The sequence below is a fragment of the Arthrobacter sp. Leaf141 genome, assembly GCF_001424565.1.
Lineage (GTDB): Bacteria > Actinomycetota > Actinomycetes > Actinomycetales > Micrococcaceae > Arthrobacter.
The window spans coordinates 1-5419 of the sequence record NZ_LMOL01000020.1; the positions used below are offsets into that span (position 1 = coordinate 1).

The following is a 5419-nucleotide window of genomic DNA, read 5'->3' on the forward strand; positions in this document are numbered from 1 at the left end:
CTTCGACACCACCCACACACCGCCGTCGTTCAACTCCACCTCAGTGGTTTTAAACCCCGGATAGAGGATGGCACCGGTCACCACAACAGCCACTGCAGCACCAAACGCGGTGCCTGCGGCGATTTTTTTGTGGCGCCTTTTCAGCCCAAGTTTCCCCAGCAGTGATGTCAAAGCGGTATCGTTCCCTCGATCGTGCAGCCGCCCCAAAAGCGGCACGCCCAAGGGCCCCGAGCGGGCCCCGTATCCCGGGCCAGCCTACCGAACGTGCCGGGCCCCCGCGATGGGCAGAGGTCCCCCCGCCGCTGACCTGCGACGACGTCCGTGGCGTGGCTCAGCATGGCGGCGCACCCAGCCCGGCCGGGTCCGGCAGGTTGGTGTGGCCGGCGATGATGTAGCGGCCCACGTTGCGGTATGAACCAGGCTCGAGCCGCCACCAGCGGACCACGCCACCGTTGGACCAGTTATCGCTCTGGTCGATGTAGCACTTGACCACCAGCTTGCCCTGGGTGGCGGTTGCCATCCACGGCGGGGTATCACCGCCCTGCCGGTCGCAGTCGTAGTACGGCTTGGGACGGTAGTTGGAGCCGCCCAGGGTGTAGCTGCAGGAACGGACCACGGCGTTGGACATGGTGGTCTCCCATAGCCCCTGCTTACCGGATATGGCGGAGGCGGAGACCACCCCGCTGCCGGTGCCCACGGAGTTGATGGTCTGCACGTCAATGGTCCGGCTCTGCTCCCAGCCGCCGGTGTTGATGGTGCGGGTGCCCGATGCGGCGACGTTTTCCCAGGCGCCGCCGTTGATCCGGATCCGGGTGGTGGCAACGTCGTTGCTCCCCGTGGACGGGGAGCCCCACGACAGCTTGACGCTTTGATCGTTGACGGCCCCGTTGGTACCGGCGGCGGAAGGGGTTCCGGGTGAGCCGAAGGGAGTGGCCGTGGCAGGTGCGCTCGCGTCCGAACTGGGCGCGACGCTGGAGACCGCGGTGACGGTCACGCTGACGGCCTGGCCGTTGGGGAAGCCGCCAATCACGTCGCCGCTCCGGATGGGGCCGGACCGGCCGCCCGCCCGGTACTGGTAGCTGATTTCGCCGGGCGCGGACCCGTTGCGCTGGGCGGCGGTGAGGTTGTTGAAGGTGACGGTGAGCTTCCGGCCCGCGCCGCCTGTGTCGGCGGGCACCGCTGCCACGCCTGTGACCTGCCCGGGTTTTCCGGTGGCGCGCCGCGGCGCGGACGGGTTGCTGGCCGGGCCCTTGCCGGCTTTGTTGTCCGCCTGGACGGTGAACGTGTACGCGGTCTCGGAGTTGTTGGCTTCGAAAACGGCGGACCGCACGGACCCGGAAACGGTCTGGGTCTTGGCTGCCCCGCCGCCGCCGGTCATGGTGACGTAGTAGTTCCTGATCGGGTCGCCGTTGGTGTTGGGCTGGTCCCAGGTCACCTGCAGCTGGTTGCTGCTGCCCACAGACGCGGCCACTGCCGTGGTCGGCGCCGCGGGCGCCGCGGGGACACCTGCAGGGTTGTCTTCAGCGGAATAGGTTCCCCAGTCCGAGGGGCCCAGTTCGTTGACTGCCTGCGCCCGGACCTTGTACTTGACCCCGTTGGTGAGCCCTGGCCAGGTGTAGTTCAAGCCAGTGACCCCGGTCTTGACCGCCACACCGGAGGCCGGCGGCGGCGAGATTTCCAAAGTGTAGGACGCCACTGCCGAGCCTTCAGTCCTGGCTGCGGGCCAGGAGATGGCCATGTCCTTGTCCCCGGCTTTGACCGTGGGCGCCTCGGGCGGCGAGGGTTTCTCATCCGGCCGGATTTCATTGGACGGCGCGGAGGCTGCGGAGTCCCCCACCTCGTTGGTCGCCTTGACCGTAAAAACGTACTTCACGTCGTTGGTCAGCCCGCTGAGGGTGCAGGTGGTGGTGGGGCACTCCTGCGAGAAGCCGTTCGCGGATGTCACGGTGTACTTGGTGATGGCTGCGCCGTTGTCCGACGGCGGCGCCCACTTGAGCACCGCGGTCCGGCTCCGGACGTCGGTCGCGGTGGGCGCGGAGGGGGCGTCGGGGGCGTCCCGGACGGTGATCCGGACCCGGCCATCAACCTGCCGGGAGAGTTCGTTGGTTTTGTCGGCCACCGTGTAGCGGACCACCAGCACACCCTTGAACCCGTCGGCCGGGGTCACGGTGATGGAGTCGCCGTTGGCTGCAGGCTGGCCCTGCGCCGAGCCGGTCTCCACGGTAGCCCCCACAATACGAAGCGGGGTATCGCTGAACGGGTTGAAGTCGTTGCCCAGGACATTGACGGTTTCGCTCCGGCCGGCGTTGGCTTTCTCCACTACATCGTCGTTGGCCACCGGCATGGGCCGGTTTGAGGCCACGTGGCGCACCTGGATGGTGGCCGACACCGGGGCCGACCTGCCGTCCGTCACGGTGGCCTGGAGGTTTCCGGCCACGCCGACGCCCACGTCGTTGCCCGCGCTGACGGTCAGCACGGTGCCGTCCAGCTTGGCCTGGAAGCCGGGGGGCGGTGTGCCCTCTAGGGCATACACCAGGTTGCCCTGGTCGCGTTCGTCCACGTCCGCTGCCAGCGGGGCCAAATCAATGGTTCCGGTCTCGGTTTTGGGAACGTCCACCGAAGCGCCTCGGAACGTGGGCGGGGTGTTGGCTTCCTCGGGATCCGGGATCACGCTGGTCATGATCACCAGCGTGGATTTGAGGCCTGCGGGGTCATCGGGCCCGTCGCCGTCGGTGACCTCGAAGGTGATGGAGCCGGGACCTGCGTACCCGGCGCGGGCGGCGTAACGCAGGGCGTCGCCCTCGCCCACAATCACGCCGTCGGGGGAACCGCCCAGCACCGTGACCGCTTCCGCCACGGTGATCCGCGGCTTCCGGCCGTCCCGGACGCGGACGTAGTCGGCCAGGTTCAGGGTGACGTCCTTGCCCGCCATGACTTCCACGGGGTCGGTGTTTGAGAGTGTCGGGTACTGCGCGCCCTGGCCGGGAACCCAGATCACGGCGGTGGCACTGAGGCCATCGGCGTCGGTGACGGTGTAGGGAATGAGCTGGTCTTCTGGGGCCAGGTCCACCAGGACGGTGCCGGTGCCGGTGGCCCTGGCGTTGGGGTTGCCGTCCGGCAGGGTGATGTCCAGTTCCGAGGCCACCCCGTCAGGGTCCGAGTCGTTTTTAAGCACCGGGACGTCCACCGCGGTTTTCCCCAGTGTTTCGGCCAGGGTGACCCGGTCGTCTTTGGCGATGGGACGCTTGAGTTCCGCATCCGGGCTGATCCTGATCCGGATCACGGCGCCGGCCTGCGCTTTTTTATCGTCCTGGATCTGGTAACGGATGCTTTCGTTGCCGGCGGCATCCGGTGCGGTAAAGAGGACCTTGGCGCCGTCCACCACCTCCACTTTGAGCCCGGGCGCGGCTTCGAAACCGTTGCTGAGCAGGGAGATGGGGTCGCCGTCGGGGTCGGAATCGTTGGCCAGGGCATCCACGGCGACGTTCCGGCCGGGCCTGACGTCCACGGCGTCATCCACGGCGATCGGCTTCTGGTTGATGGCCTCCGGCGGGGCGATGCCCACAATCACGGTCCCCGTGTTCTCGGCACCGATGCGGTCCCGGACCCGGTAGGTGAAGGTGTCCGTGCCGGCGCCGTCGCCTGCGGCCGTGTATTCCAGGTAGCCGTCGCGGACCACGGCGGTTCCCATGCCGGCGGCCTTGTCAATGCCGATCAGCTGGACCGAGTCGCCGTCGGCATCGATGCCGTCCAACGGCACGGGGATCTTGACGGTCATGCCGGTCACCACGCGTCCCGTGAGGTTTTTGGGTTCGGGGCGGGTGTTGCGTTCGTCATCGCGCGCCAGGATGCGGATGGTGACCTGCTGCGAGTCCTCCTGGCCGGTGGCGTTGCGGACCTTATAGATGGCGTAGACCGTTTTGGGCTCGGGGCCGGCAATGAAGCGGAGCTGGTCGCCGGCCACAAACATCCGGCCGTCCGCCGCGTCGGGTACCTGGGCCAGGTCGGGCACCAGGATCAGCGCGCCGCCGTTCGGTTCGGTGTCATTGGCCAGGACCGGGATGGTCACCACGTCACCTGCGCGGACCACCGCTTCATCGGGTTTGGCCTGCGGTGCCTGCAGTTTGGTGGGGGCGGGCACCACCACAACGGCGATCTCGCCCACGGCGGAGGCCCGGCCGTTGGAGATGGTGTATTTGAGGCTCAGCTGGCCTTCCGCCCGGATGTCGGTAATGCGGACCACCGAGTGGTCCAGGACGGACACACTCACGGGCAGCGCGGAATCGGCGGTCACGGACTGCACCACCAGCACACCACCGGAGGGATCGGAATCATTGCCCAGGACGTCCACCAGGACGTTGCCGCCCGTGGGGAGCAACGCAATGTCCCGCACGGCCACGGGGGCGCCTTCGGTGTTTCCGGGCACAACGTCCACACGCACCAGTTGCTGGGCGCTGGCGGGCCCGTTGGTGACCAGGTACTCCACGTAGTGGGATCCCAGGGCGTCCGAGGTGAAGGTGAAGGTCTGCTGGTCGGCGCCGATGGACACCCGCGATTGTTCATCCGGGGTGGCCTGCGCCAGGCGCAGCGTGCCGCCCTGCGGGTCGAGGTCGTTCTTCAGCGGGGCGATGACGGTTTCGGTGCCCGCCACGGCGATGACGTGGTCGGCATTCGCGATGGGCGGCAGCGAACCGGGAGCGCGGACGTCCACGGTGATCCGTCCTTCGGTGCTGGTCCGGCCGTCGGAAATCTCCACGGTAAGGACTTTCCGGCCCGGGGCCGTGCCGGAATCCTGGAAGGTGAGCTGGCCGTCCGGCCGGATGCGGACCTGGTCCAGCGCATCCGGGCTGGCCGCGGTCACCGCGAAGAGGTCGTCGCCGTCGGGATCCAACCAGTCGGGCAGGATGTTCCGGGTCACCGATTTGCCCTGCTGCACCACCAGGGTGGTGTCCCGGTTGGGTTTCTGCGCGGGTGCCGCGTTTTCGGTCACCGGAACGATCCGGAGCGCCACGTCGGCCGTGGCGGAGAGCCCGCGGCCGTCGTCCACCGTGTACTGGAAGGAGTCGCTGCCGGTCCTGTCAGCGGGGACGGACACCTGGAAACCGGTGTCGCCGTAGATGGTGGACAGGTCGCCGGACCTGATTTCGCCGGGCGGGCGGACGGTGAGGATGTCGCCGTCGGGGTCGGTGTCGTTGTCCAGGACCGGCAGGATGGTGGTGCGCCCGGGGCGGACGCCGAACGAATCCGACTGCGCCACGGGCGGGCTGTTGGGCTTGCTCCGGTCCGGCAGGACTGTCTGCTGGACCTGGTCGGCGGAATCCTTGTCCGCATCGTCCGAGGTTTCCTTGGGCGGGATCACGTCGTCCCAGTTGTTGACCAGGAGCATGTTCTGGTTCACCAGCCACACATTGCCCGAATT

The 5419-nt window shown here is 67.9% G+C and carries 1 protein-coding gene; it reads right to left on the reverse strand.

The annotated features are described in order from the left end of the window. Positions 1–331 precede the first annotated feature (331 nt). The coding region (locus tag ASF72_RS14525) for an Ig-like domain-containing protein (protein ID WP_056600063.1) at positions 332–5419 on the reverse strand (5088 nt) is incomplete at its 5' end.